Raw genomic sequence first — 25582 nt, forward strand, 5'->3', positions numbered from 1 at the left:
CGCCCCTGCCCACGTCTTCTCCAAATATCCATCCGTAGGTTGAAGTCTTCTGGGCAAAATATAACGCCCATTTCGCTTAATTATTACGCAACGGATATTATGATATTCAGGATGTTTCCTGATTCGCGATGAAGAATAGCAATGGGTTATGTGTGGATTCAGTGACCCATGTCGCGTAAGTCAATGATGACAAATGTGAATTTCATTGAGGGGCCGTGCTTTTTGTTTCCGGATATGACGTTACCTTTTGCGGCAATACAGCGAGGGCACATTGGAGCTGGCAAAAATCCATGCACCTTTATACTCCTCCATGACCAGGCTCAGGCTTCGTCCGCTTTGGCGGTAAAATCCAGGTAATGTGTCGTTAATATCCGCTTCATCAGCGGTGTCAGCGAAGGTTTTGACGACCTGCATCGCCTGTAGCACTCGGGCATCGCGCTTTTGGGTGTAGTTAAAATAGATGTTCCTGCTAATGTCTGAGGTATTACGCCCATACAGTTTGCCGGTAATAGTGGCCAGGCCTTCACTGTTGTACATCCGAAACGATAACGTACCGGTAAAGCGGTTGCTGCCAATATTCCATTCCATGTTACCGATGCAATTCAGCGGTTTGTCGGCATAGCGTGAATGCCATAACCATCCGCCTGAACCGAGCACAGTAACCAGCCCGGCCACGAGCACTATAAGGTGGCGTGTTTTTTTCATTGCCCGCGCATCCAGTAATAATGAGTAGAACAAAATGCGTTAGCATCCACCCGTGCATCTTTATCACAGACAAATGCCACGATCCTTTCCGCTTTGCTGTAACCGGTAAGAAACACGTGCTTGTTGTTTTCACAGAGATAGGGATGTAACTGCATCAGATTGAAATAGCCTTGCTGGTCGTGTTCATTTGGTGAGTAATAGATTTTGCAATTTTGCCGCGATGGCGTCTGCATGGAAGCCTGGACAAATTTACTAAACGGCATAACAGGGCGCGTTTGATACCACACCAGCCAGATGATCAACGTGGCAATCACGGCACTGGCGCTAAATAAAACCTCAAACCAGGGTATCTGCGTCGTTTGTTGTGGTGTCGAAGGAATTATCTTTGCGGGGGGGATTTCTTCAATAACCGGCGGCGGAGAAACTTCACTCTGTTGAAGCGTTATTGTCTCTACTTGCGTATTCTCATTTAATCTGAGCCCGCGTCGGGAAATAGTTTTCACCGTATCACGAGGCAACCCCACGTCCGCCAGCGCGTTTCGTAGCGTCAGAATAGCCTGGTAAAATGTGTTGGTGGTGGTCACATTATTTCTTTCACCCCAACCAATTGTCATCAACGTGTTCTGGGAAACAATGTCACTTGCGTGAGTAATTAAATAGAGAAAACAGAGCGAGGCAGGGAGCTGGAGCTGAATTGCTCGCCCGGTCTGACGATTGACCAGACTTTTGCTATCAGGATTAAATTCGACCAACTGATTGATAAGGTACAATTGCCCAGCCCTCAGTAACCAAAACGAATCACAGCGTGCGCTAACGCATCCTTTAAATTTTACATCCAAATCGAAAATGCGCCTCACTCTTTGTTCATGAACGAAGATAAGAATTTCACTTATTCATTAAAACTTCTTTAAATACAACATGTTAGCAATCTTATTTCTTAGGTGAGAATTAACTAAGGTTAAATAATGAGAATTCATTACAGTTTTATCTGAATTATCTTTATATTTGTCCACAACATGACAAGGGTGATTGAGTTATCAGAATTACGTAATTAGTAAGTAACTTTTATGCAGGTTGTTTTTTAGCAAATAGTGCTTTTTTACTGTTTATCCTGGAACCTGAATTTATGCATAAAATTCCTAATGCATAGGTTGTTATTCTGAGATAAAGCTTAAATAAGCTTAGCGCAATCGTATTACTCACAGACCATACATATTAGTACATCAGGAGTTTATTACATTTTATTAGCGCCACTGTTATTAACTGACAAGGAACGTACAACGTGTTGGATTGACACATTTATTTACCAATGAAATATTTATGGAAAAATAACAGGAGTCATTTTTGATGAAGAGCTCACCGTCACAGACTGTTCGTTGCATAAGCTGTGAATTATCCTGTCAATTATTTCCGGATACTGCGGTTCGCGCCAGTTACTGCCACCGTGCCGCTTTTGCGATCTGGCCTGAGGGGAATGGTTTTCTGCAAAAAGGAATTATTGAAAAGCTTCTGCTTAATAATCAAAACCATTTGTCGCGTGGGTTTATTTTTGTGGACTTTTCTTTCCCGAATCTGCGCTTGTTTGCCGACCCGCAATGGGTTGACCGGCTTGCCTACAGCGGTATGCATATTGTGTTGATAGCAGACAGGAACCTGGCGCCGTTAGCCAACTACTGGCTGTCCAAAAGCAATAAAATACAAGGGATTATATATTCTGATGATGATGACGAAGTTCAACATCAGAAAATTAGGCGACTCTTTACTGGTCATCTCGCTAACAGCAAACGTGGACGCTCACTTAACTATACTGAAATGATATTACTGAAGCGTTTTGTGTCAGGGAAAAGTATTCAGCAAATTACCAAAATAGATAATATCGATATTAAGAAAATATATGTCTACAAGCTCAGGCTTGAAGATAAGTTAGGCCATAGTATTCATCAAATATTGTCGAATATTTTATAACGTATTTTTGAGTTTTATTATTTTCACATCCTTGCGATGTGGTGGACGCTCTACGCCTGAAAGCAGGAGGCTAATATGCCAAATCCCAAATCTTATTCTCGTATTGCCATAGCGGTTTCAGCCGCATTAACCTCTATGGTATTTTCAGCTCAAGCGGCATGGGTTGACGTTGATAGTCTACCCTCCACCGGACTGGTTAGCAGTCTGCCCCCGGAATTGCAGGCAATAATTCCAGCGCAGGCAAATGCCAGTTTCGCTAAAACCAGCGCCATGCCGAATTATGTTTATCAATGGAGTGCGGGCACTATTCCCGTTTATGGCAATGGATTAACGATTAATGGACCCGGCGCTGAAGCTTTTGAGCACTCTGTTACCGTTATTCAGAACAGTACAACGGGTAGTCCGGGCGTTATTTTTGGGGATGACCTGACGATTCGCACGCAGTCGAAGAATGCCGCCAATAATGGTAAAGATGTTGACGGTATCCGCACGCACGGGGCCAATACGCCGGATAACCCGGTCTTTATCATCACCGGGGATCGCACCAGTATTTATGTGGACGGTCAGGATGGTGACGGTATTAACGCAGGTTACAACTCCTATAGCCAGGGTTGGAAGGGCTCGGCCAGCATTTACGTCGGCGACGATCTGTATATTCAAACCACCGGTTCCCAGGGACGTGGTATCACAGCAAACGCGATGAAAGACGCCACGCAGGCCAAAAATACAATTGTGGTCGGCGACCGGGCACACATTGTGACGACAGGTGACAGTTCAGAGGGTCTTCGCACCGGGCAGAGCGGTTCCTCGATACTGCTTGGCAATGACGCCACCATTGAGACTTCGGGTGCTTCTTCAACGGGGATTTATGCCGCCTCATCGTCCAAAACGGAACTGGGCAACAACGCGACGATTACGGTCAACGGCGTCAGCGCTCATGCGGTTTATTCCACCAACGCGACCGTGAATCTCGGTGAAAACGCAACGATCAACGTGAACAGTTCGGCGAAAGCGGCGTCATACAGCAAAGCGCCACGCGGCCTGTATGCGACTTCACGCGGGGCGATAAACCTGGCAGGCGGTGCCGCCATTACCATGGCGGGCGATCATAGCAACGAAAGTTATGCCATCAGCACTGAAACGGGCGGCATCGTAGACGGTTCTACTGGCGGGCGTTTCCTTATCGACGGCGATCTTCATGCCGCTGGCGCGACTGCTGCAACCAGCAGCCTGCCGCAGCAAAACAGTACCATTAAGCTCAACATGACCGACAACTCGTTGTGGAGCGGGGCGTCATACATCACCAGCGCCACTGCCGGGACGGGCGTTATCTCGCTGCAAATGAGCGACGCGACCTGGAACATGACTAACAGCTCAACGCTCACCGACCTGACGCTGAACGGCGGGTCAGTGGTGAACTTTGGGCATGCTGACGGCGAACCGTGGCAGACGCTTACCATCAATGAAGATTTTACCGGGAACGGCGGCAAACTGGTTTTCAATACTGTCCTGAATGACGATACCTCCGAAACCGACAAGCTGAAAGTGCTCGGCAACACCGCGGGTAATGCGTTTGTGGCGGTGAATAACATTGGCGGAACTGGGGCGCAGACCATTGAAGGTATTGAGATTATCGAAGTAGCTGGTAATTCTGACGGTACTTTTGAGAAAACGGGCCGTATTGTTGCCGGTGCGTACGACTATAACGTTGTGCAGAAAGGCAGTAACTGGTATCTGACCAGCTTTATTCCTGCTCCTCCGGATCCGGAAGACCCGGACCCCGTCGATCCGCATGACCCTGACCCTGTTGATCCGGACCCGGTTGACCCTATTGATCCAGACCCGGTCGATCCTGTAGACCCGATTATCCCTGAGCCGGAAGAACCTGTTGCGCCTCCTGTCACTGAGCAGCAATACCGTCCGGAAGCAGGCAGTTATCTGGCGAACAACTATGCGGCTAACACGCTGTTTATGACCCGACTGCACGATCGTCTGGGTGAAACGCAGTACGTCGATATGCTGACAGGCGAGAAGAAAGTTACCAGCCTGTGGATGCGTAACGTTGGGGCGCATACCCGCTTCAAAGACGGTAGCGGGCAGTTGAAAACCCAAAGCAACAGCTATGTGATGCAGCTAGGCGGCGACCTGGCGCAGTGGAGTAGCGACGGTCTTGACCGCTGGCACCTCGGCGCGATGGCCGGTTATGCCAACAGCCAGAACCGTACGCGGTCCAGCCTGACCGGCTACCATTCACGTGGCCAGGTCACCGGTTACAGCGTGGGGCTGTATGGCACATGGTATGCCAATGACGCCGACAAGACCGGCACCTACGTGGATACCTGGGCCCTGTACAACTGGTTTGATAACAAAGTGATGGGCCAGGAGCAGGCAGCAGAGAAATACAAATCCAGCGGGATAACCGCTTCGGTTGAAGCCGGTTACAGTTTCAAACTGGGTGAAAGCGAGCGCAACAGCTACTGGCTGCAACCGAAAGCGCAGGTGGTATGGATGGACGTGCAAGCCGACAGTCACCGCGAAGCGAACGGTACCCGCGTGAAGGACAACACCGATGGCAACCTGATGACCCGTCTGGGTGTGAAAGCCTTTATCAACGGGCACAACGCCATCGACGACGGTAAATCTCGCGAGTTCCAGCCGTTTGTTGAAGCCAACTGGATCCACAATACGCAGACAACCAGCGTGAAGATGGACGATGTGAGCAATGACATGCGCGGCACCAAAAACATCGGCGAGCTGAAAGTCGGCGTTGAAGGTCAAATCACTCCGCGCCTCAATGTGTGGAGCAACGTGGCCCAACAGGTCGGGGATAAAGGTTACAGCGATACCCGCGGTATGCTCGGCGTGAAATATAACTTCTGATGCATTGCAGTAATGTAAATGCCGCTGATTAACCGATCGGCGGCTTTGTTTTTTGGGGGAATCGTAGGCCGGATAAGCGCAAGCGCCATCCGGCAACACAAGCAGAGTGCAGCGCTAGCTATTACTATTTTTGCTACAAGCAAGTTCTTTGCCTAAAGCGATCATGGCCAACTCAGAAGGACTGTATTTTGTTCGTTCTTTAGGATGGGTTTGGAGGTAATTACCAACAATATCAGCTTCCTGTCCAATGGTTATGCTCTCATTACAGATGATTTTTTCTTTTGACAGTGTCCCCGCTACACCGGCAACAAAAGACATATACATCACTGCTGTCTGTTCATCCCGAATATTCAAATAATCAAAATCTTTCTCATACAACTGATAGCCGTGATATAGCGAGTTGCCGTCGATATTCAATGTCGATTTTGCCAGCACAGGTGTTGAAAAACAGAGCAATAACAAGACAGGAATGGCAATTTTACTGATCATATGAGCACCAGCCGCCCTTATGGTGTGAGCCAGTACCGCCGTGCGGGTGTTCTCCTTTCGGGCATGCGAAAACAGTGGATGATGCGGTGATAGTGACGAGAGCGATAATCATCGCTATAAATACGTTTTTCATTAGTCGTCCATTGTTGCAATTATTTATAAATAAAAATACACATATCATTTAAGCTGGGATGGTATTGTGCCTGTCAATTTAATTGACATTATAATGCGTGCTTCACTGTGATGTCATTTATACCTTTTGGAATAGGCTATCAGGAGAGTGTTTTGAATATGACGTTCAGTGTATGGTATGAGACAATTAAAATGAGTGTATATGAATAGTCTAACAACAGGAAAACATGCACGTGTACACGCGCTACGCCTGGGATATGAAGAATTTCCAGATGAGAATGCTTATGGCGGTGCATATTATATTAAAGATGGTCTGAAATGGATATTTACTATTGTAGGGCTAAAGAAACATTTAGGTATCTATAATGATGATGATTTACGCAATGAGAAATATGATGTAGATACCTATTATCGTCTAGAGTCAGAAGATAATGAAATGCAATCGCTATATGATGATTTGAAGATAAGTGACGGTGAGCCTGTTTATCTGGAAGGGGGGATGTACCTTTATCCCGATGGCTCTATTCGGTGATTCATTTGATAGCGTAGGCCGGATAAACGTTATCGCCATCCGGCACCAGGTGAACCTGTAAGTACCGCTTGCAGGTTCAGCCGTACTTCACTGAAGAGTCGCCAGCGTGCTCTCAATTCTATTTAACTTCTGATTGGCCTCTTTCAGCTCATCCTGCAACTGTTGCTCCTGCTCGCCATAGACCATCAGGACGATACAGCCATTCATCACTTTTACGGTAATCTGTTGCCCCGTATCAAACCCCGCTTCGCGTAGCCACTTGCCTGAAAGAATAATTTTGGGTGTAGATTTGTCGAAAACATTAGGGCGGTATCCCACAATTACCGAACGTTCGGTTCCGGATTGGTCGATGTCTGGGGTAGAATGCGAATCAGCCATAATCAACTCCTTGATAGTTGATGAGGTTAGACGCCCTTTGGTGTTGGGGCACCTTAGGGTGTTGTCAGATTTCATTGCTCGTGTGGTAGGTACCACATGATGATAAACTAACCTAAGTGGTACCTACCATGCAAGAAAAAAAGAAGCCAAATTTTGACCGCACGAAGAGCACGATGAAGAACATCAGGTTCGAGGATGAGCTTTTGGAGCAGATTGAGAAGGCTGCGGGGAAAGGGAATTTTAGTAAGTGGGTGAAGGAGGCGTGCATAATGCGACTTGGATCGCAGATTAAAATTTTGTATGACAATAAATAATTATCCACTGTATACAAGATTTATCGTAACACGTTGAATGTTATTAAATTGATGGAAATATCATATATTTGTTAATTTTAAAGTGGGTTCTAAAATGGTTCTGACAGCTATTGATCTTTTTTGTGGTGCTGGCGGTTTAACTTGTGGTTTAAAAAAAGCTGGTTTTGAGGTTAAGTTAGGTGTTGAGTTGGAACATGTTGCAGCTGAAACATATAGAGTTAACCATCCAGAGCACCCTTTGTATGAAGCTGATATTCGTACACTTGATCCCTACGCAATCATGTTGGAACTAAATATCAAGCCAGGTGAATTAGATTTATTAGCAGGGTGTCCACCTTGCCAAGGTTTTTCATCCCATCGCACAAGAAATAAAGTAACATCTATAGATGACAGTAGAAACGATTTAATCTTTGATCTTATGAGGTTTGTTCAAGCTTTCGAACCGAAAGTTGTTATGATCGAGAATGTGCCCGCATTAGCAAAAGATGAAAGAATAACAAGAGTTTTGAATGAATTATGTGAAATGGGTTATAACGTAGGTCCTTTGAGTTTACAAGTTAAAAATACAGCATTCTATGGCGTACCTCAAAGGCGCAAACGAATGATACTTGTTGTGTCAAAATTGGGCGTAGTTAATGAACCTGAAATTGTTACACCACAACCTACAGTAAAAGATGCTATTTTTAATTTTCCAATTCCGGGTAAGAGTAATGACAAATTACATGATATTATAGAAAATAGGTCTGACAGAGTAAAAAAGATGATAAGCCTTGTGCCTAAAAATGGTGGTTCGAGGGCCGACTTACCTAAAGAATATTGGTTGCCTTGCCACATTCGAAATCCTAATAGCTACAGGGATGTGTATGGCAGAATGGCTTGGGACGCAGTTTCACCTACAATTACTGGAGGGTGTATAAATCCTTCAAAAGGACGTTTCCTTCATCCTGAGCAAGATCGGGCAATAACTCTTAGAGAAGCGGCTGCTCTACAAACATTCCCTGTTGGATATTTTTTCTCTCTCGCTAAAGGAAGGGATTTTGCAGCATTGATGATTGGGAATGCGTTACCTCCATCATTTATTCATGCCCATGCTATAAAGATTAAAGAGCATATAGAATCCACATGTTAGATAAAGGATTGTTTCATGATACAGAATTTTAGAATGACCTTTGATCCTAAAACAATTGAGCATTTAGGTGTTAAAATGTATTCGACCTTACCTCCTGCTCTTGCTGAGTTAATTTCGAATGCTTATGATGCTGATGCAGAAAATGTTACGCTAGAATTTTTAGAAATAGGCTCAAAGAAATTCATTAGTGTCAAAGACGATGGTATCGGTATGGATTCAAATGATATTCAGAACCGATTCTTAGTTATTGGCAGGAATCGGCGTAAGGATGATGGAGATAAACCTACTCCTCGGTTTGGTCGATTTGCCACAGGAAAGAAAGGACTCGGAAAGTTAGCTTTATTTGGACTTGCAAAAGAAATCACCATTGATACCATCAGGAATGGTTTAAGAAATCGTTTTGTATTAAACTGGGATGATTTATTAAATGCAAGTGGGGAATATAAACCTATTATACAGATCAACAATGAGGCGACTAAACTGCCTAACGGTACAAAAATAAAATTATCAGAATTAAAACGTCAATCGCCTTTTGATGTTGAATCCCTTGCTGATAGTCTTTCAAAAATATTTATTGTTGATAATAGTTTCAAGATATCATTAAAAAAACAAAATGGTGATTTGATAATAGTTGATAACTATAGAAGATATAGTGAATTTAATCAACAGTTTGTTTGGGATGTTGAGGATATCCTTCCAGAAGAGTCAGAGTATAAAAACAAAATATCAGGAAAGTTATATACATCTGAAACACCAATAAGGCCTAACTCCGGTCTTCGTGGAGTTTCATTATTCTCTAGAGGAAAATTGGTAAATAACCCTGAGTTTTTTTCAAATAGTACATCAAGCCACTTTTTTCAGTATTTGACAGGATGGTTTGCTGTAGATTTTATCGATGAGTTAGATGATGACGTTATCTCAACAAACAGACAATCTGTTGATTGGGATAATGATGAAATGGCAAAGTTAAGAGATTTTCTTTCAACATTAATTAGTAGGGTTAACAATGAGTGGCGTAATAAGAGGAAGGAAAAAAAAGATGATGAAATAAAAAAGGTTACAGGTATTGATACTAATCACTGGATGAATACCATGCCAAAAAATATGCGTGAGCAAACTTCTAAAATAATAGATTTTCTTGGTAAAGAAGATGCATTAGAAACATATTCTCCAGTAATAAATGCATTGCATAATATTATCCCTGAGTATCCAATGCTTCATTGGCGCCATCTGAATGGAAAAGTTAAAGATAGAATTCAACAATATTATATTAATAAACAGTATGGGTTAGCAGCGGATCAAGGAACAAAAATCTATTGTGAGATTATTAGAGAACTAACTGGCTGTGATTTAGATGGAAGAAAACTAACAGATAGAATATTTCCTGGTAATTCTCCCGCAATCAAAGTTAGTAATTTATCTACTGATACGGGAAAAAGTATGCAAGAAGGTCAGCACTTTCTTTCTAGCGGGGTTATGGCTGCTTTTAGAAATCCTGCCTCACATATGCCGGCAGATAAATTAGTACCAGATCAATTTTCAGAATTAGATTGCTTAAATATTTTAGGTTTGATTTCCTATCTTTTAGAGAGGATCGATGGGGCTGAAATTACGAGAGTTGATACTGAAAAATAAAGATAATTGTAATAAGAATTTTGGCGGAGATCACAGGAGTCGCATTTGATAAGTAATCACCTTGAATTTATTGATTATTTTTCTATGCGATTTTTAAGTGTGCCCCCAATTATGCCCCCACATGTTTTTCCTTGTCAGTTAACTGGTTAAATTATAAACGTTCCACGTTGAGTTTAAATCGTTCTCGGTGGACATCCATAGAAGTTAACCAAGGTTCTTGATCTTGCACAGAGAAGCCTTTTTGGTCAATACGAACTAGCTCATAGCGTTCAACCAGAAAGTTTACGGCATCGGCCAAGGTAATACCTGCCTCAATGTGTTTCTGAATAACAGTTTCATCACTGAATGGCGTGTCGTTTAGCGTGAAACCATAGTGCTGGTCTAGCAGGCTTGTCAGTAACATTTGCCAGACAGCCAGGGGCGACAGACATGGCTTCGCCGCCTGCGGAGTTGTTGCAGGTTGAGTTTTCATTTTTGATCTCAGGAAATTAGTTAGCGTTGAGTGGGATAAACCGCGATGTACACGTAGCCGCAACTGCCAAGGGTGTCGGCTTCGCAGGTAAAATCGTTGTGGTAGAGAGTGACACAGTGATGGTGACAGGGGATCAGTTCACCAGTAGTCAGCATCGATTCCATCTGACTGATAAAGTGTGGAAATGCGTCATCCAATTTGAAGCATTCCGTATCGCTGAAAATGCCCATCAAATTAGCCCTGTCAGCCAGATAATGCAGCCGGTTGCCTTCCTGAACTAATCTGGCACCAAACCGTGGAACAATTTCTCTTTGTAGTCCCCATTCATGGGCTGATATTAATGACATGAGAACCTCCTTTTAAAGTAATCCCAGCTCAGCAAATGAAATTGTCTCATTCCCGACTACGAGATGATCGAGTACGCGCACTTCCACCAGCGCCAACGCTTTCACGATACGCTGAGTAATATGTTTATCTTGCTGGCTGATTTCTGTCGTACCAGATGGATGGTTGTGCGCCAGAATTACCGCAGCAGCATTATGCTTCAGTGCCGATTTCACCACTTCGCGGGGATGTACTTCGGTATGGCTCAGTGTGCCGGTAAACAGTGTTTCGCGTTCCAGCAAACAGTGCTGATTGTCGAGATACATCACGATGAAAGCTTCACGCTCAAGGTGTGCCATCCTGAGTTGAAGCCAGGCTTTAGTAACGCTGGTGCTAGTAAATGATTCACTGGGTTGACGCTGATACTTCTCCAGCAATCGCAGTGCGCGTTGTATAACACGTTGCTCGTTTACAGGAAATTCCGGGAATAAATTGGGCGCAGACATAATTGTTCCTTAAAGCAAAAAGCCCTACCAGTTTAGTCGTAGGGGCAAAAGAGCCTTCGTGATAGAGTTCATGAAGCAAATTGCAGCATATTCTCAGCCATAACCCACAGTGCTCGATTGAGCTTCACATCACCGTCGATACCTTTCACTGCGCGTGTATGAGCGCGTTTACCTTTGATGGTTCGTCCCGATAGCCCACCTTTAATCAGGTTTTCCTGAATGCGTTGGTAGGTAGTCCAAAGATCGTTACTTTCATCCTGCCATCGGCGCGGGGAAAGTATCTGTGATTCCGTCACTGGTTGATGCTCTTCACCAAAACGATAGGTTAATGCCGCTTTCGCAATGGCGTGCTGAGCAGGTGGCGGTAACATAAGCGACTGCATGGCATCGCGCTTCTCTTCTACTCGGTCAAAAATCCCCAGTATTTCGTAAGCCCCTTCAATGACTTTCTCCACTACGTTGCCTTTATGCGGCACACGCACTTCCCCAAAACTTTCACCGCAAATCAGTCCATTTTGGCAAACCGATCTAAATAAACCTGGTAGCATCTGGTATGAGCTTGAACCGTCGTGGCTATTAAGCAGAATAATTTCTGGCACCTGTTTGCCGGTAATTTGCCCTTCGCGACGCAGGCGCAGCATATGTTTGGTGTGCTCTCGCTTACTCAGATCTCGCACTCGGGTCTGGCAGGCAAAGAACGGTTGAAAACCCTCGCGTTGAAGGTTATCGAGGAGGGTAATAGTAGGGATGTATGTGTAACGCTCACTGCGGGATTCATGTTTGTCTTCGCTGAAGACACTCGGCACATAGTGCGCCAGTTCGTCACGGGTTAGCGGGCGGTCGCGGCGAACAAGATTCACCGCACCAAAGCGACTGGCTAAACGGGTCATAAAAACTCCTGTGAAAAATCGGCATAAAAAAGGCCACCCCGAAGGATGGCCTGGATTGAAAGGCAGGATTATTAAGGCAAAATCGAAGGTTGTATCTGCGATGTTGCCTTTTCTGAATCTGGTAACGGCAATGCAGATAGTTCGGCAGAACTAAGCTTTCCTGCGCGGTAAAGTTGCAGTTTCACCAGAATCGGCGCTTTTTGCGACTGAAGGTAACTCAGGCACCATTCCCGCTTCAGGACGATCCTGACCGGGGCAGGCAAAAGCTCATATGCTTTGCTGAAAACAACTTCAACAAAAGCATCATCACTAAGTTTATCCTCGGCAATATTCAGCAAGCCATTGATGACAATATTTTCCAGTAACAATCTGTATTTGTCAGCGCCACTTACCGGAGGTTTAGCCGTGCTTTCCGGTAAACGTTCAGAAGATATATCCTGGTTTTCGGCAGATGCTTTCCTGCGTGGGAAATTCAGCTTTTCTGTAAGGCTGCGAAGTTTTCCTGTGCTATTTTCAGACATCGTATTTTTATCCTGTGGCCTCCGCGTCTTGCCATCAGGCAAGTACGGCGAGTTTTTTTATCGCTTTTATCAGGCTAAAGGTGGTCAAACCTGCACCCAGAGCCTTGACCGTGACCGAATGGCTTCGCATCAACGTAATCCCCGCTACGCACAGGACAAGTTGCCACGTACAATCGGGCCATAGGGGCTCATTAACCGGCATGTTCGTAACCACTTCACTTTGACTATGCACGGAAAACACCTCTACTTGTAGCCATTAGGGAGCCATTGGCCCTGTTTGCGGATATCAGTAATAATGCCCCCCTCTTTGACAGAAATGGTACGCCAGCCTGGTTCTTTGCTGGATGCATTCCCATAGGTGTACCCGACAGTCATTGTCAGGTTTTCGCCTGAAGTTGTGGTGAGATCAGCCTCATATTTGGCTTCGGTATTTTGTTTGCGAATAAAACGCACGGTATTGATTGCAGAACAACGAATACTGCTTTTCGCATATTCAAAGGAATTGTTAGCCATCTGACATCCGTCGTTTTTAATTTCATCCGTCAGGTTTGCAGAAGCATTAAAGTTTTTAGGGGCAGGAACGAAATTAGCCATATCGCTGCGCATTGTTGGAGGATCTGTCTGAAGCACAAGGTAAACAGGACAATCTGATTTTCCGACTTCACAGGCTTTTGCGACGTAATCACGAACAGGCCATCCGGCATTACCGAAATATTCCGCACCACTTTCATCTTTGCATTGTGACCAGGTAGCTTTTTTCCCCATCATAATGCCGTCTACCAGCACACAGGTTACGGCCTTTACAGGCTTACCATCCCACCGGACTGCATCAAAGGGCTGAATGCCTGTATGGTTCACGTCAAGCGTGTAGGCCTGTGGATTCTTGGCTAGTCGATCATTCGCCTGTTTTAGTTGGCTACTGCCTTCCTGGGTCAGGAAAAAGGTATAACGCTCGGGATGTATATCTCCGTGAACTGTCAATGCAGAAGATATAGATGGAATAAGCAGAGCGACTGAACTGAGCGATAAAGCAATTAATTTATGCATTATATTTCCCTTTGATTAATTAGTGATTAATACAGTCTTGCCATGAGATATCGGCCAGCGCTTCATTCAGCCCTTTAGCACTGAATTTTTTAGAGATAGCGGCATTCATTGAGGTTATTTTTATTACTCCTTTATCTCCCGCAGATTTGAGTGCAGTAAAAGCTGTTTCATCCAGAGAATAGTTTGTGCCGTTAATACTCATCCCCGGTTCTGCAAGTCCCGTCAGGGAAGAAACGCGATAGTCTTCTGCGGGAACGCTATAAGCAACAGCTAACTTTCCGCTTGTACAGGTTAGTGTGAGCACTTCACCTGAGTTGTTTTGGGTATTGATTTCAAACTCCATCGCACTGATGTTACCGAACCAGTTCCCCCATTGCTGGTCTTGGATAACGGCGTGTGCAGTGGTACTGAATAAAGCTGCGCTGAAAAGCAAAGTAGAGGTAGTCTTCAACATAGTTGTTCCTTACCGAGTGTTTTATAAAAGAAAAATGGCCTTCAGTTGTACAAAAGGCCATCTGATCGTATGCATTTGTGAGAGGGTGGGATAATCGTTAATACAGATCGGTTTCCAGAAATTGATCGTTAATATCTATGAAAAAAACCATCAATCATTAAATATTGATAGCTGGTAACTATTAAAATTGCGGATATCGATCGGCGTGACAGATCGGTGAGTTAGAACAACTTCGGTAGAGATATGACGTATTGATTCATTCTGATGATATAGAATTGAAAAAATCTGGAGTTTAATTTTCTAATCCTTTGTGGCCAAAGTTAGTGGTGAATATCAAACCAATATATTAATAAAATAAATTAATCAGAAATGAAAATAAAATATTCACCACTTTACTTTTAGTCAAATAAAAGGCCAACCATTTCTACTTAAATCTGGAGGAGTATCGCTACCCTTTTCTGACGATAGTTCCGAGTTTCTGGTTTTGATGTTCTTCATTATCTCATGTGCTTTCTCTCTCATGAGCTCTTTATCAGTTTTAGCTATTTCTTTTTCCGTATTATCAGTAGAATCGGATGGAGTGTCATTGCCGTCAAGTTCTCTTTTCGTTAACTTTAAGGTTTTGTTCTTACTTTTCTTTTTTGCTTTACGAAAGGATGTTAATTCCCAGGCTTTTTTAAATCTGGGTATAAAGTTTTTATCATAATAGTACATGGAAATGTAAATGCAACGTAGCGCCAGATATTTCTCAGTCGTTGTTGATGGTCTAAAGAGACTGAGGAAATGAGGTTGATGAATATATCCTTCAATGCTCGATTTATATATTTCATCAAGAACTGCTTGTGAAATCTGGCCTGTCTCGTCAGTCTTACTCTTTTCAATTAATTTTTCTTGTGCTCTTTTTATCGAGCCATTGATATAATTTATTTTATCTTTGCAGATATAGTCCCATGCCCAGTTTATTTTTCCCTTGTCATTCTTCTTCAACGGCAATATATCTGCTAACTGAGAATGTCTATCCCACGCATCCCTTATACTTAACATAATGGATAACTTAGATGAAAGATCCATTCGTGATCTATCAAAAAAATCCTCTATACACTCAATGCGCTCACGGTGACTTACTGGATGTTCAATTCTAATAAAGCGATGATAAGGTGTTCTGGTATAAATAGAAAATGAGTCATTTCCACCAAAGTTTGCCAAAGAACTATTTTTTTTACTAAAAACCCTGATATATGCCCATGCAAAATAACAGGCATCATTGTTACGTTTAAACCAACCAAACTCTTTTATTGGTAATAATGCTTCTTTCGCTTTTTTAAATCTATAGGCGTATGAGATTAACTCGTCCGAATGCTTATAAAGAATCCGAAAAGCTTCGTTTATTGCCAGTGTTGCTAAATTGTAGTCTTCACCATATATGTGATTCAGGTGGTATGTTTTAATTTCCTTTGTTTGCCGGTAATTTTCAATAGCAACATCGTTTCCTACCATCCATAAAAACAATCTTACATCACGTTTTGTTTTTATATCTATCCACATTTTTCCATTCAAGATTAGCTATCCTTTTACATTCAACTTTAAATGATCTTAAAAGGATACTTCACAGTGAAAATCATAGCAATGTTCATAGTTGAAAACATAGTGTAAAACGTAGGTGTAAAACCTCACGTAGAGCTTGTTATAAGGCATTTTTCACATGAAAAATGACACTTTCATTGAAGTGGAATCATAAGCAAAAAACCACATGCTATGCAAACCCGCCAGCAGAGGAATCCCGGAGGTTGTCAGGGCGTGCTTTATATAGAGACTTAAAGCCTTAACAAAGCACTGAGTGGATGGATAGTAAAGGCGTACATATACGACCTATGACATGAAAGGATGCCGCCCGGTGTCCTCCTGTTACATTCCCGGAGTCCTCTCATGAACACCATTGATATTCATAACGATAAGTTCGTCAGCATGCAGTTCATTACTGAACTGACTGGGTTATCTGATAAATGGTTTTATAAGCTTGCACAGGAAGGTAAGTTTCCAAAACCTGTAAAGTTTGGCCGTAGTTCCCGCTGGATTGAACGTGAAGTAAAAGAATGGTTAGAAGCTCGCATTAATGACTCGAGAGCATAAAGACAATTAAAGATAGTGATAAAAAGGTCACTAACTTTTCACCATGTTTTTATACTTCAGCTCCTTGTTGTACATGGGTTTCATGTGATTTATAAAGACGGTTTATTTATTATTTTATTTAATGCTTTATCAATTATTTTTTAATGCACTCAATCACCATTCAATATCACTTCATATAAACACGTTATATCACACTCATTATAGCTTCACACACTTACACTTTGTTATCACAAAGACAATATCTCTGATACCACTATTCATACTGAATATAAGACAAATACACTCATCCAATAACAACACGAATACATTGCCAGTCAGCCATTACTGATTGGCTTCAGGGAAACACATTATGGACTTATCCGAATCATTCCTGTTATCTCATGCTGAATATCATATTGAGAATAATACTCCCCACATCATCATCACTGATGACAATGAGTTCCGATTCAAATTAGAGCAGTTGGATATCTGCCTTAAAACTGTCAGCAGAGGACGTAAGTTACCTTTCACTATTCTGTATAACCGCTCAGGATACAAAGAGAGTGCAGAGTCAGCCACCATTCTTGATGCTATCCGTCATCTCAATATGTTACCGCAAGATGCGATGAAAGTACGAATAGCTAATCCACGTATAGCTACATTTCAGCGTTTATTTACTCGCGCTGATTTATATGCGCGTGTCCATAACGGGAAAATAGTAGGGGCAGATACCGTTACCACAGCAGAACTGCTGAATAAGCTGGTGCAGGACTACCGGCATGCCGTCAGTCAGGCAGGGTTTAAACAGACATGCAGAAAGTACCAGCGGACTTCGTTGAAGAACCTGAAAGGAGTGTTGAATTACATCAGACATCTGCAGGAGCGTCATTCCCGACTACTTGTGTTGCGGATAGATTTATCATGGGCGAATGAGCATAAGGCTGACATCACTGCTGATGACGCCCGTAAGCACCGTCAGCAGTTGTTTCGCAATATGCAAAAGAATCCATTATTTCGCCATGTTCTCGGGACAGTGTGGAAACTGGAATACGGCCCACAACGTAAGTTTCATTACCACATGCTGTTTATCTTAAATGGCAATAAGGCACAGCAGGATGGCGTGATCGCTCATGCTTTCGGGAAATACTGGAAAGACACCATCACTAGAGGTAAAGGCATCTTCTACAACTGCAACGCTTACAAAGAGCGTTATGAGGACTGCTGCCTCGGCAAACTGGTGCGTGGTGACAACAGTAAGGATAAAGGGTTACTTCAGGCGTTGAGCTACATCACCAAAGTCGATGCCTGTGCCCGACTGGTTCTTCCTGGAAATGCCAGAACCTTTGGTCGTGGGGAAGTACGCTCACTGCAGAAAAGGAAGAGAATAAAAAGAGGCCGGTAAATCTAACCCGTTGTAAAAGGCGTAACGCTTCCTTCCCCCTACTATCCACAAAGCCAGCTAACCATGCTGGCTTTTTTCATTTGTACCGGAGTTCATGATGAATTACTTCGTCTTAGCAATGCACGCCGTCACCGTAGATGGTGAATGGGTTACACCAGAATCTGTTCAACAGGTTGATTTTGATTCATTGCATTGTATTTACTGCAAACTGCAGATCGGTGTTCAGTTTGATCCTCTGACATCTACAAGAACGTTTGTTCACCTACCGGGGCATATCAACAATGTCGCTCGGCTTAAAACATGTCGATTTAACAAGCTCCAAACAGTACCAGAACAAACCTCGCCAAAAACTATCCCACCTTGAGAAATGCGCCTTCGACCTACTAACACGACGATACGGCAATGGCGATGCTGCTGGTGCCATGTCTACTGGCATGGGGAGAAGAGATGTCCTCAATGTGCTGACTGGATTTATGCAACTGATGCGTAAGAGGCTGTATCGACTGCTTTGTGCCAGATATACGCTCTGAATGTGATCAGAATAAAAAACTAAAAATTATCAATCGCGACAAATTAATGACTGCAAGGTGAAATTTCATAAATAAATCATTGATATTAAATAAAATGATTGAGTGTCTTTTTTAAAAGAGAGCCAAGAATGTTATGTTTGTAATTATTAATAGCGCAGTGTGACAAGGAAACTATGACACTCATCTCTCTTTTGAAGCGCGAAGGTCCCTGCCTGAGTTCAACGCTGGCGGATCTGCTGATTCAAAGCAAAAACATCTCTGCTGAAAATGCGAGGAAGGTTATCTCACGGGCTGTCTTAGCCGGTGAGATAAACAGCATTAAAAACGTATTCCCAAAGAGGGAGCAGTTTGTATATATCAGGGACTCCTATGGTAGCGATGAGTTCTGGCAGGTACTGACCGATAAGCTGATAGAGAGTGGTTCAGCATTGGGCCTTGCATTGAGCGCCCTTCTGGCCAGAGGCGGGATCATTCCTAAACGTGATTTTGGTGCTGCAAGTGGTTCACCTGTAGCCATGAAGAAAAAAATTTCGTTCACTGTAGTATGGCAAAGGCTGGTGAAAATCGGTTTATGCACTGAAATTATCCTGCCTGAAATTGGAGAATGCATCGCTCTCAGAGAAAAAGATGAAAGGCGGTACGATTCCGTATCGAGACAGATACACGCGCGTCTGGTGACAGAGAGCATTTTTATCGCGACGATGGTTCAGTGGAGTCAGAACCTCAATCTGATCAGCTATAACCTGGCAAGGACGAGGCTGGATGAAGAAGGGAAGCCACCTGCTATTTCAAACTATCTGTTCGATTTAACAGGTCCCAGCTATTTGTCTCCTTTTGTTACGCCAGGAAGCGATGTAAACAAGCCGGGTTTTTTTGCGTGTGACGTTCTGCTGGGGACCAAAGTCACTCTGGCCCAGGTACAGCCCTTCATAGCTAAATGTAAATCGCTAAGGAGCATAAGAAACGTAGGTAAAAGTCTTTTTATGCTGGCCGCCAGTCAGTTCGATAAAGATGCTTTTCATGCTCTGAAGAAGGAAGGCGTTATCCCCGCTACACCAGAAAATCTGTTCGGTGAAGAGTTTGCAAAGTCACTGCGCGAGCTGAACGATTTTCTGTTCTATTACTTCACAAATGCCAGCTCTAACCTAGAAAAAATTGATTCTATTATGGTTGCGCTAACGAATGTTAAAGGTGCCGCGGCGCAGCTGCAGGGGGCGCTCTTCGAATATCTTGTTGCTGAAGTGATGAAACATGAAGGAGCCGTTGAGATAGGAAAAGTTTTCCGTTCTGCTGACGGTAAAAAAGCTGAAAGTGATGTGTTCATCGCTAAGGGATATCAGGAGGTAAGGTTTATTGAATGCAAAGGCTACAAACCCTATTCCTTTGTCAAACATGAAGATGTTAAACACTGGATAGGAGATCAGGTACCTGTATTTTACGATGCCGCCAAAAAAGAGAAGCCAGAAGCCGACATTCATGTCGAATTCTGGACCACGGGGAAGCTGGGCTTAGACAGCCAATTATCGCTTGAAAAATTTCGTGATAACAACTCAGTCAGGAAACGCTATAAAATACACGTGCTGGAAGCTCATGATGTAAAAAAAAGATTCCATGCGACCAGAAATAAAAACCTGATTAACGTTTATGAAAAACATTTCGCAGAACCTTTCTATAAAGAAAAAAAATTGGATGACCTCAGGGAAAGTTACCGTCTGGCAGGAGGGCCGCAATCATACTTCGAAGATGAAGAAAAATGAGATTTTATTATTAAGTTGATCTTTCTAAATTTATTAAATAATACGCATATTTCTAAAAGGAGATTTCTATGGGGTTTGTGCTCAACTGCTCAGGACGGGATAACACACTTATTGCCAGCAGTAAAGGTTTTGGTTGCACGGTTCCTGAACTAGAAATTGTACTGCTTGATATTGATCTTGAAAAGGTCTTTACAGCGGACCCGTATATTCCGAAAACAGCTAATCAGCTTCTGTTTTAATACACCATCAACAATCTTACCGAGCCTGACGAAGCGATTTCAGCATTATGGTTTCATGGCACCCGTACCGTTGCTGATAATCATTTCTTGGACGGCATTATTCCACTTAACCGATCATTCGCAGCTGTTATCAGAATGCTGGCAGATGCGGCGTCCAGTAGTCAGGTTCGGACGCGGCTCAGTGACTGGGAAAAAAGCGGAGTGCCTGACAGAATGTTCAAGGAGCGTCAAGGAAACTCTATACACTGGAGACCTTATGCATCCCTTATCAGTGAAGCTCAGCTGAATAATGAGGTTACAGGGCACCGTAACTATACGAAGATGTCCTGGCGTTAGGCTTACGGTCCATTACCAGCAGGGATTTCCTGTTTATTTAAAGCTCTTACAGGAATAAAGTTATCTCACCATATGCTCAATGATGAACATGAAGGGAAGCCCGTGATAAATCTGATAATGAAAGTGAGTGATGAAGACTGGAACGTTCCCGTGGGCCAGATTGCCAAAAGCTCGATGCCCCTGAGTCGTTATCTGGAATACACGAATGACAGACTCTCGATCATCTACAGAGAAGTGAATAAAACGGTCCTCGATAAACTTAAGCTCATACCCTGCCTGCTGATGACTGAGTTCGTGAATGAACAGAACCTTGAGGGACGGTCGCGCCTGGTATCCAATATCCGGGTGGGTATGCTTGAGAGTGTAACAGTCAACGGGAAAAATTTAGAGTATGCAGTCCGCATCGATTATGACTACGAGAAAGTGACTGTAGATAACTTCAGAGTGCTGGGCGATCGGTTCTTTTTTCACCTGTTTGAAACGTCGAGGACCCACTGGGCCATCAAGGAAGTCAGCCTTCCTGAAGTCATGAATGCTTTTGGGTTAAGACTTCCGGTCCCCCCGCTTGCCAACGTTCCGCCGCCGCCGCCGCCAGGATTGTATGAACGCGAGCAGAGCGTGACGTCGGTAGAGGCATTCCTGCAGAAAATAAATGAATTTAAGGCTCAGGAAGGGCAGGAAGTCTTTTACCGCGGACACAGCGACTATAAGTACAAGCTGGAACCTTCCCTCTTTCGTGAAGAGGAGGCCGTGCCTCTCTACAGGCATAAAGAAAAAAACATGATTAACGAGATCCTGACGGCCCATCCGGCTGAATTTTATCAGGACCATTTCATGATAGATAAGCTGGTCCGCATGCAGCACTACGGCCTGCCTACCCGCCTGCTGGACGTCACAGCCAATCCGCTGGTCGCCCTATATTTCTGCTGCGCAGACATGCTCGATAAAAACGCGGAGGAAGAGAAAACAGGGGATGTGAAAATTTTTACCGTCCAGGCGGACGACATCAAGTTTTATAACTCTGACACCGTAAGTTGCATCACTAACTTGTCCCTGCTTAGTATGGAAGATAAAAATAAAATCATTCCGGAAACTGACATTCCCATTGATCATCGAAACAAAAAATCTACGGAAATGAAGAGGCTAATTCATTTCATCCGCTCCGAAAAACCGTACTTCGAAGACGCAATACGTCCGGGCGACTTGAGCCGTATCCTTTTTGTGCGCGGGAGAATTGCCAACCAGAGGATTTCATCCCAGTCCGGTGCATTTCTGCTTTTCGGGCATGAGGCTGTCCTGCCGGATACCGGCCACAGCGGTCTTAAGGTAGACCGAATCTATATCAGCAACAAGAAAGCGATCCTGCAGGAACTTAGCAGGCTTAATATCAAACCCAGTACCATCTACCCCGGTATTGAAGAGACGGCGAGAGAAATTGCCCGCAGAACGAAGGGTGAAGAGATCCTTAACCGGCTAAAATGAAAAAAGCCGCTTGTGCTGCTCAGGTGAGATAACCAAGACGCGGTGATTGCGGTTTGTCGCCAGGCATTGCAGCACAGGGAAGTGAAGTTGTGCTGACAGGTGATGATTCGCTTGATGACGATCAGAAGCAGTTTTCAGTTATGGCTGGTTTAGTGTAAGAGTACCTACAACAGGAATGCTGCGTAGCGTCTGGGAAGATAGGGCTCGTTGGAAATAAAATTCCTCAGACCGAAGCACACTAAAGTGCTTCGGTCCTATGGTGGCAACTTAACAAAATCATTAACTTTCTATGTCAACTTGAGATACACTGAACTTAAACACAGGGTTCTGAGTTCCGATTAGGATTTATTATGTCCGAAGATACAAAGAAAAAAGGAGTTTATGACAGTTTTTTCCGACCTGTATTGAAGTTGTTTCTTCAATTATGCTTATTTGTTTTGCTTATCGGGTTTGTTTCTTTCCTGTTTTTTTATTTCTTTAAAAGTCCGATAAAAGAATTTGTTAATACCTTTGGTTGGTATGTTTCAGCTAATTCCGTTTCGGATATGACTGCTAAGGAAACTAAGGCGCTAGCTCATTTGATGAGTAAAGGTTATATATTAAGTACCAATGATTTGCTTTCTCAAATTGGTAGTTTTTATTCATATACAATAACGATATTGATATTTTTTTGCACGTTCTCTGCATTTTTTGCTGTATTGGTAATAAAAATCAATGCGGATGACAAATTTGATATCACTATAGCTGAAAAAGTTAGATACTTTTTTGCAAATGATAAAGGTTTTGACAGCGATGTAAAATCTAAAGTTTCTGATATCTTTGCAGAAGAAGGCGAACAATTATCTGGGATAACTAAAAATGAAGATAATGATATTGTTATCCAACTCAGGCATGAAATTAAATTACTTAAGATGGATTTTTATAAGCTAAAAAATAAGTTGGCTCCTGATGATGAGTCAGAGGTTAATACCGATGACTATTTTAAGAATATGATAGATTCTTTGCAAGAAAAAGGGCAGATAGTAACTGGTGAGAAAGAGGATGTTAACCATGGCAATCCTTAAAAGAAAAGTAAGCAGTACCTCTGCCTTTTTGCCTGTGGATATGATGGATTTAAATAATCCACAAGACGTACTTGATTATGCCATTACACTTAATGTTAAACCAACACCATTTGATCTAGATGATTTTATAAATAAAATTGGAATTGAGTTAAGACGTGTTGTGATGGCTGATGATATTTCTGGTCAACTTCAAAAGAATGACAATGGCAAATGGGTTATATCAGTTAATTCTTTACATCATCAAAAAAGGCAACGTTTTACTTTGGCTCATGAGCTTGGCCATTATTTTTTACATAGAAATAGAGCCATAGAGTTTATTGATAAGGCTTTATATCGTAGTTCGCAGATGGACTCAATGGAATACGAAGCTAACAATTTTGCTGGAGCTTTGCTAATGCCTAAAAAGATACTCATTGAGTTTATTAAAATGAAAGGGGCTAATGCCGAAATAATTTCTGATTACTTTGATGTCTCTGTCCTTGCTGCAAAAATAAGAGTGGAGACTTTACAGAGGAAGTTATATGAATATTAAATATTACCCTATTATAAAAACCACTATTGCTGAAATTAGAGCTTTAAAGAACCTTGATCAAAATACTTGGCAGAGTATGACACCAATCATTGAGCTTACAAAGTCGAGGAAAGGCAAAAACAATCAGGATGCTAGCGTCTACAAGAAAATAGACGAGTTGTGTCAAGTAATTAAATCGGAACAATTGATTCTTGATCTAACGACAATTGACTCTCTTTCTAATGAACAAATTGAAAGTTTTTATGATGATAGTAATTACTTTGAAAACTGGTGCTCTTTTATAGAGTATGTAAAAGGCAAAATACCGGGTGTTTTGCCTGTACTGCTTGCTTATCCTGACTCCAATATTAATGAATTGATTGTTCAGGCTGAAAATTTGTGTAAGCATACTCGCCATGTAGTTATCCGTATACCAATCTTCGAACAAGGATTAAGCTCTTTATTTAATACGTTATTGCAATTGGTTCAGCAGAAACCATATCTCATTCACAGTATCATCTTTGATGCATCATATATTAAGGAAAAAATCGAACAAAAACCATTCGAATATATTGTTGCGTTTATTTCTTATTTTTTCCAAAAAATAAATGGATTCTATACCGGGAAATATATATTTTGCTCTGAGCATTATCCCGGAAATATTACTGAATACTTAGATAAAACTCAAAATCAATATGAAAATAAAGTTTACTATGGTAATCTTTCATTATATGAAAATATTAATTTGGAACTGGCTAAAATAGCTATGCCAAATGTTTTATATGGCGATTATGCATGCATTCACCCATTTAGGAATGATGTTAAAGCTTATAACTGGATTCCTAGAATAGATTTTCCAACAAGAGATTCTATCTTTTTTTCAAAAGTTCGTCGTGATGTTGGTGGATATGATCAATGTGCGAGGAATATTGTCACATTGAATGCTTTTCAAAATGACACCTTAGTTTGCTGGGGAAAAAATGAGATCACACAAGCCAGTTTAACAAAAGCAGGTGGACTCAATCCGTCATATTGGATTTCTGTTCGTTCTAATATTCATATTTCTAGGATGGCAAAGCTTGTAAAAAATAATTAAAATGCACCTAGATTCATTGATTTCAGACTCAGGAGAGTGATATCTTCGCTGGTTATTACATCTCCTTTTTCTGAAAGAAACGCATTATATACTCGCGATACCTTTTCGTGAATAGATAAGTGATAAATTCTATAAATTTCCTCCTTACTAAAATTATTTATTATAGACATGATTAAATCAGATTTATTCTGATATTTTAAATTGCTTAACTTTTCTAAAGATATTTTATCGCACATATCTAGAATGGGCATCAATGCTAGAGATTTTATTATTTTAGCTTTTCTCTTAATTGTTAATGTACCATCAGAGATGAGTATAATTCCGAATCGTCCTTTCATCTGTCTAATTTTCTGATAATGTTTCTTACCACATGCAACGTAAATTTGATTGAAACATTTATAATACGAATTCAGTTGATCCTCTAATCTATCAAGATTATCTAAATCACTTTTTATTTCGACTCCTATAATTGAATCGCAGGTTGAAACAAGTAGATCGCATCTACGTCTATTGAAGTCAAACGGAAATTCAAAATTTAGGGCTGCAGATTTATTTTCCCCAAAATAAGCAGTTAAAGGTATTTTAAAATCAAGTTCATTCATATATGCCCACCTCCCTAGCAAGTCTATCATGTATAAAAACACAGGTAAATGATTTTGGTCTTTCTATTGATAATCAATTGG

28 protein-coding genes are annotated in these 25582 nt (G+C 42.3%); 15 read left to right on the top strand and 13 right to left on the bottom strand.

Translation table 11 applies throughout. The features are described 5' to 3' along the window. Positions 1–240: 240 nt before the first annotated feature. Together SK35_RS00280 and SK35_RS00285 are read right to left on the bottom strand one after the other, a co-directional pair. On the bottom strand, positions 241–705 hold the full coding sequence (locus tag SK35_RS00280) for a hypothetical protein (protein ID WP_003827183.1): 465 nt from the start codon (positions 703–705) through the stop codon (positions 241–243). Further along, positions 702–1475: a winged helix-turn-helix domain-containing protein gene (locus SK35_RS00285; protein ID WP_048215262.1), complete on the bottom strand. Its 774-nt coding sequence runs from the start codon at positions 1473–1475 to the stop codon at positions 702–704. The genes SK35_RS00280 and SK35_RS00285 overlap by 4 nt, the downstream gene beginning before the upstream one ends. Before the next feature lie 577 nt (positions 1476–2052). Between SK35_RS00285 and SK35_RS00290 the strand changes: the two genes are divergently transcribed. After that, complete coding sequence (locus SK35_RS00290; protein WP_048215263.1) at positions 2053–2670, top strand: helix-turn-helix transcriptional regulator; 618 nt, start codon at positions 2053–2055, stop codon at positions 2668–2670. A 75-nt stretch (positions 2671–2745) separates the two neighbouring features. Then, positions 2746–5550: an intestinal colonization autotransporter adhesin MisL gene (gene misL, locus SK35_RS00295; protein WP_048215264.1), complete on the top strand. Its 2805-nt coding sequence runs from the start codon at positions 2746–2748 to the stop codon at positions 5548–5550. Between the two features lie 114 nt (positions 5551–5664). Here the strand turns inward: misL and SK35_RS00300 are convergent, their stop codons facing one another. Beyond that, positions 5665–6039 (bottom strand): Rap1a/Tai family immunity protein, encoded by a 375-nt coding sequence (locus SK35_RS00300; protein WP_048215265.1) that lies wholly within the window; start codon positions 6037–6039, stop codon positions 5665–5667. Positions 6040–6373: 334 nt separating this feature from the next. Here SK35_RS00300 and SK35_RS00305 point away from each other — a divergent pair, with 334 nt between their 5' ends. Next, positions 6374–6703, top strand: coding sequence for a hypothetical protein (locus tag SK35_RS00305; protein WP_048215266.1), 330 nt, complete (start codon positions 6374–6376; stop codon positions 6701–6703). 87 nt (positions 6704–6790) lie between these two features. On the opposite strand, the gene SK35_RS00310 is transcribed toward SK35_RS00305, so the two are convergent. Further along, positions 6791–7081 carry a SymE family type I addiction module toxin gene (locus tag SK35_RS00310; protein ID WP_048215267.1) on the bottom strand — a complete coding sequence of 97 codons (291 nt, stop codon included), beginning with the start codon at positions 7079–7081 and terminating at the stop codon, positions 6791–6793. 128 nt (positions 7082–7209) lie between these two features. Here SK35_RS00310 and SK35_RS00315 point away from each other — a divergent pair, with 128 nt between their 5' ends. The 3 genes from SK35_RS00315 (at position 7210) to SK35_RS00325 (ending at position 10159) form a co-directional block, all read left to right on the top strand. After that, positions 7210–7395: a YlcI/YnfO family protein gene (locus SK35_RS00315; RefSeq protein WP_048215268.1), complete on the top strand. Its 186-nt coding sequence runs from the start codon at positions 7210–7212 to the stop codon at positions 7393–7395. A 94-nt stretch (positions 7396–7489) separates the two neighbouring features. Continuing rightward, complete coding sequence (locus SK35_RS00320) at positions 7490–8524, top strand: DNA cytosine methyltransferase (RefSeq protein WP_048215269.1); 1035 nt, start codon at positions 7490–7492, stop codon at positions 8522–8524. 15 nt (positions 8525–8539) lie between these two features. Next, positions 8540–10159, top strand: a complete 1620-nt coding sequence (locus tag SK35_RS00325) for a TIGR02391 family protein (RefSeq protein WP_048215270.1) — start codon at positions 8540–8542, stop codon at positions 10157–10159. 151 nt (positions 10160–10310) lie between these two features. Here the strand turns inward: SK35_RS00325 and SK35_RS00330 are convergent, their stop codons facing one another. From SK35_RS00330 to SK35_RS00365, 8 genes are all read right to left on the bottom strand, one after another. After that, positions 10311–10631, bottom strand: a complete 321-nt coding sequence (locus SK35_RS00330; RefSeq protein ID WP_048215271.1) for a TA system toxin CbtA family protein — start codon at positions 10629–10631, stop codon at positions 10311–10313. 20 nt (positions 10632–10651) lie between these two features. After that, positions 10652–10969, bottom strand: coding sequence for a type IV toxin-antitoxin system YeeU family antitoxin (locus SK35_RS00335; RefSeq protein ID WP_031607426.1), 318 nt, complete (start codon positions 10967–10969; stop codon positions 10652–10654). Between the two features lie 21 nt (positions 10970–10990). After that, positions 10991–11461, bottom strand: coding sequence for a RadC family protein (gene radC / locus SK35_RS00340; protein ID WP_015703840.1), 471 nt, complete (start codon positions 11459–11461; stop codon positions 10991–10993). 68 nt (positions 11462–11529) lie between these two features. Next, positions 11530–12351 carry a DUF932 domain-containing protein gene (locus SK35_RS00345; protein WP_048215273.1) on the bottom strand — a complete coding sequence of 274 codons (822 nt, stop codon included), beginning with the start codon at positions 12349–12351 and terminating at the stop codon, positions 11530–11532. A 71-nt stretch (positions 12352–12422) separates the two neighbouring features. Further along, positions 12423–12872 (bottom strand): hypothetical protein, encoded by a 450-nt coding sequence (locus SK35_RS00350; RefSeq protein WP_048215274.1) that lies wholly within the window; start codon positions 12870–12872, stop codon positions 12423–12425. 243 nt (positions 12873–13115) lie between these two features. Continuing rightward, positions 13116–13919 carry a hypothetical protein gene (locus tag SK35_RS00355; RefSeq protein ID WP_048215275.1) on the bottom strand — a complete coding sequence of 268 codons (804 nt, stop codon included), beginning with the start codon at positions 13917–13919 and terminating at the stop codon, positions 13116–13118. A 19-nt stretch (positions 13920–13938) separates the two neighbouring features. Further along, on the bottom strand, positions 13939–14373 hold the full coding sequence (locus SK35_RS00360; RefSeq protein WP_048215276.1) for a hypothetical protein: 435 nt from the start codon (positions 14371–14373) through the stop codon (positions 13939–13941). Positions 14374–14775: 402 nt separating this feature from the next. Further along, entirely contained in the window at positions 14776–15930 is a 1155-nt protein-coding gene (locus SK35_RS00365; RefSeq protein WP_244586125.1) for a hypothetical protein, read from the bottom strand. Between the two features lie 369 nt (positions 15931–16299). Here SK35_RS00365 and SK35_RS00370 point away from each other — a divergent pair, with 369 nt between their 5' ends. The 9 genes from SK35_RS00370 to SK35_RS00405 all read left to right on the top strand — a co-directional run bounded on the left by SK35_RS00370 (position 16300) and on the right by SK35_RS00405 (position 24899). Next, positions 16300–16503 carry a helix-turn-helix transcriptional regulator gene (locus tag SK35_RS00370; protein WP_023181603.1) on the top strand — a complete coding sequence of 68 codons (204 nt, stop codon included), beginning with the start codon at positions 16300–16302 and terminating at the stop codon, positions 16501–16503. Positions 16504–16852: 349 nt separating this feature from the next. Continuing rightward, positions 16853–17884 (top strand): YagK/YfjJ domain-containing protein, encoded by a 1032-nt coding sequence (locus SK35_RS00375; protein ID WP_048215278.1) that lies wholly within the window; start codon positions 16853–16855, stop codon positions 17882–17884. A gap of 367 nt (positions 17885–18251) precedes the next feature. Continuing rightward, a complete protein-coding gene (locus SK35_RS27095; RefSeq protein WP_435896773.1) occupies positions 18252–18374 on the top strand; it encodes a putative zinc ribbon protein in 123 nt (40 codons plus the stop codon). A gap of 213 nt (positions 18375–18587) precedes the next feature. Next, positions 18588–20171, top strand: coding sequence for a hypothetical protein (locus SK35_RS00380; RefSeq protein ID WP_053071028.1), 1584 nt, complete (start codon positions 18588–18590; stop codon positions 20169–20171). A 68-nt stretch (positions 20172–20239) separates the two neighbouring features. Then, complete coding sequence (locus SK35_RS00385) at positions 20240–20410, top strand: hypothetical protein (protein WP_156174787.1); 171 nt, start codon at positions 20240–20242, stop codon at positions 20408–20410. Between the two features lie 438 nt (positions 20411–20848). Beyond that, on the top strand, positions 20849–22228 hold the full coding sequence (locus SK35_RS00390; protein ID WP_157920876.1) for an FRG domain-containing protein: 1380 nt from the start codon (positions 20849–20851) through the stop codon (positions 22226–22228). Positions 22229–22578: 350 nt separating this feature from the next. Beyond that, the gene (locus SK35_RS00395) at positions 22579–23292 is read left to right on the top strand and encodes a hypothetical protein (protein ID WP_048215279.1); all 714 of its coding nucleotides are present in this window, start codon (positions 22579–22581) and stop codon (positions 23290–23292) included. Continuing rightward, positions 23279–23824, top strand: a complete 546-nt coding sequence (locus tag SK35_RS00400; RefSeq protein ID WP_053071030.1) for an ImmA/IrrE family metallo-endopeptidase — start codon at positions 23279–23281, stop codon at positions 23822–23824. Before SK35_RS00395 ends, SK35_RS00400 begins: the two co-directional genes overlap by 14 nt. Further along, the gene (locus SK35_RS00405) at positions 23814–24899 is read left to right on the top strand and encodes a beta family protein (protein WP_048215280.1); all 1086 of its coding nucleotides are present in this window, start codon (positions 23814–23816) and stop codon (positions 24897–24899) included. The genes SK35_RS00400 and SK35_RS00405 overlap by 11 nt, the downstream gene beginning before the upstream one ends. Here the strand turns inward: SK35_RS00405 and SK35_RS00410 are convergent. Continuing rightward, complete coding sequence (locus SK35_RS00410; protein WP_053071031.1) at positions 24896–25501, bottom strand: sce7726 family protein; 606 nt, start codon at positions 25499–25501, stop codon at positions 24896–24898. The genes SK35_RS00405 and SK35_RS00410 overlap by 4 nt on opposite strands. Positions 25502–25582 lie beyond the last annotated feature (81 nt).

It is taken from the genome of Citrobacter sp. MGH105 (genome assembly GCF_001037485.2).
GTDB classification, from domain to species: Bacteria; Pseudomonadota; Gammaproteobacteria; order Enterobacterales; family Enterobacteriaceae; genus Citrobacter; species Citrobacter portucalensis.

Excerpts from the sequence above, each read along its gene's own strand:
- SK35_RS00280 (WP_003827183.1), bottom strand. The coding sequence starts at position 705 with ATGAAAAAAACACGCCACCTTATAGTGCTCGTGGCCGGGCTGGTTACT.
- SK35_RS00290 (WP_048215263.1), top strand. The coding sequence starts at position 2,053 with ATGAAGAGCTCACCGTCACAGACTGTTCGTTGCATAAGCTGTGAATTA.
- misL (WP_048215264.1), top strand. The coding sequence starts at position 2,746 with ATGCCAAATCCCAAATCTTATTCTCGTATTGCCATAGCGGTTTCAGCC.
- SK35_RS00300 (WP_048215265.1), bottom strand. The coding sequence starts at position 6,039 with ATGATCAGTAAAATTGCCATTCCTGTCTTGTTATTGCTCTGTTTTTCA.
- SK35_RS00305 (WP_048215266.1), top strand. The coding sequence starts at position 6,374 with ATGAATAGTCTAACAACAGGAAAACATGCACGTGTACACGCGCTACGC.
- SK35_RS00310 (WP_048215267.1), bottom strand. The coding sequence starts at position 7,081 with ATGGCTGATTCGCATTCTACCCCAGACATCGACCAATCCGGAACCGAA.
- SK35_RS00315 (WP_048215268.1), top strand. The coding sequence starts at position 7,210 with ATGCAAGAAAAAAAGAAGCCAAATTTTGACCGCACGAAGAGCACGATG.
- SK35_RS00320 (WP_048215269.1), top strand. The coding sequence starts at position 7,490 with ATGGTTCTGACAGCTATTGATCTTTTTTGTGGTGCTGGCGGTTTAACT.
- SK35_RS00325 (WP_048215270.1), top strand. The coding sequence starts at position 8,540 with ATGATACAGAATTTTAGAATGACCTTTGATCCTAAAACAATTGAGCAT.
- SK35_RS00330 (WP_048215271.1), bottom strand. The coding sequence starts at position 10,631 with ATGAAAACTCAACCTGCAACAACTCCGCAGGCGGCGAAGCCATGTCTG.
- radC (WP_015703840.1), bottom strand. The coding sequence starts at position 11,461 with ATGTCTGCGCCCAATTTATTCCCGGAATTTCCTGTAAACGAGCAACGT.
- SK35_RS00345 (WP_048215273.1), bottom strand. The coding sequence starts at position 12,351 with ATGACCCGTTTAGCCAGTCGCTTTGGTGCGGTGAATCTTGTTCGCCGC.
- SK35_RS00350 (WP_048215274.1), bottom strand. The coding sequence starts at position 12,872 with ATGTCTGAAAATAGCACAGGAAAACTTCGCAGCCTTACAGAAAAGCTG.
- SK35_RS00355 (WP_048215275.1), bottom strand. The coding sequence starts at position 13,919 with ATGCATAAATTAATTGCTTTATCGCTCAGTTCAGTCGCTCTGCTTATT.
- SK35_RS00360 (WP_048215276.1), bottom strand. The coding sequence starts at position 14,373 with ATGTTGAAGACTACCTCTACTTTGCTTTTCAGCGCAGCTTTATTCAGT.
- SK35_RS00370 (WP_023181603.1), top strand. The coding sequence starts at position 16,300 with ATGAACACCATTGATATTCATAACGATAAGTTCGTCAGCATGCAGTTC.
- SK35_RS00375 (WP_048215278.1), top strand. The coding sequence starts at position 16,853 with ATGGACTTATCCGAATCATTCCTGTTATCTCATGCTGAATATCATATT.
- SK35_RS27095 (WP_435896773.1), top strand. The coding sequence starts at position 18,252 with ATGCGCCTTCGACCTACTAACACGACGATACGGCAATGGCGATGCTGC.
- SK35_RS00380 (WP_053071028.1), top strand. The coding sequence starts at position 18,588 with ATGACACTCATCTCTCTTTTGAAGCGCGAAGGTCCCTGCCTGAGTTCA.
- SK35_RS00385 (WP_156174787.1), top strand. The coding sequence starts at position 20,240 with ATGGGGTTTGTGCTCAACTGCTCAGGACGGGATAACACACTTATTGCC.
- SK35_RS00395 (WP_048215279.1), top strand. The coding sequence starts at position 22,579 with ATGTCCGAAGATACAAAGAAAAAAGGAGTTTATGACAGTTTTTTCCGA.
- SK35_RS00400 (WP_053071030.1), top strand. The coding sequence starts at position 23,279 with ATGGCAATCCTTAAAAGAAAAGTAAGCAGTACCTCTGCCTTTTTGCCT.
- SK35_RS00405 (WP_048215280.1), top strand. The coding sequence starts at position 23,814 with ATGAATATTAAATATTACCCTATTATAAAAACCACTATTGCTGAAATT.
- SK35_RS00410 (WP_053071031.1), bottom strand. The coding sequence starts at position 25,501 with ATGAATGAACTTGATTTTAAAATACCTTTAACTGCTTATTTTGGGGAA.